The 909-nt window shown below is 37.8% G+C and carries 1 protein-coding gene; it reads right to left on the reverse strand.

The genetic code is table 11. From position 1 onward, the window contains the following. Positions 1–822, reverse strand: an 822-nt coding sequence (locus I5M32_RS16560; RefSeq protein WP_200588282.1) for an IS982 family transposase, incomplete at its 3' end; no start/stop codon positions are given. Positions 823–909 lie beyond the last annotated feature (87 nt).

Consider the following 909-nt stretch of genomic DNA (forward strand, 5'->3'; position numbering starts at 1 on the left):
TTTGCTTAATTGCAAACCAAAAACAAACAGGGTTAATTTTATTAGAAATCCCTCTAACGTTACTGCGTGTATTGTTCTAGGGAACATCTTTTTAATATCGCTGATAGCCGTTTCTATCCTTTTTCTCATTTTCAGCTTTTCCTCCTTCTGTTCCATTGTATCTATCCTTTTCGAATTTGACTTTCTCTGAATTTTCAACAGTACAGCCTTTCTTTCAAAGGCACTATCTTCCAATCCGTAATCCAGATAAGCACTATCGCCATATATCGAAGCTTCCGCTGGTAGTTTATCTATCATTTTTCCCAATGCTTTTGCATCAGCGGTCTTGCCGGGGGTGAAATGGAAAGCTATGGGTATGCCATCTTTTGTGGTGAGCAACTGCACCTTTACCCCATAAAAATAATCCCTCATGCTTGCCGTGTAGCCCCTCCACTTCTTACCCTTCAATATCCTGCAGTTTGGAATCCTGATGTTGTTGCAGATTGCCACTGGAAAGGAATCGATGATATAATGCAGCTCACAGCAAAATTCTTTAAAGTAACCGCTAATAATCTCGAACAAACCATAAAGTAGACTGCCAACTTTATGGAGCCGCCTGTTAAACCTGCTCTTCTCCAGCATATTGGGAATGAACCCATACTGCTTCATGAACTGGATAGCTGATGAATGGTTTCCATAGAAGCTCGTGGAAGAAACTATAGCCGTCAAGATCACTTCGCTGTCACTTACTAACCGTCTTTTATCTTCTTTGTGCTCAATTCCCTTCAAAATATCATCGATTAAACAAAAAATTGAAATAATTTTGTCCTTGGTAAGCATCATATTTTTGAGTATTTAGTTGTAGTAAACCAAATTTCTCATTTTTGATGCTTACTTTTTTATTCTTTAACTAGCAACTTGAATTAATTA

This window comes from Pedobacter segetis (assembly GCF_016623585.1).
In the GTDB taxonomy this organism is placed as follows: Bacteria; Bacteroidota; Bacteroidia; order Sphingobacteriales; family Sphingobacteriaceae; genus Pseudopedobacter; species Pseudopedobacter segetis.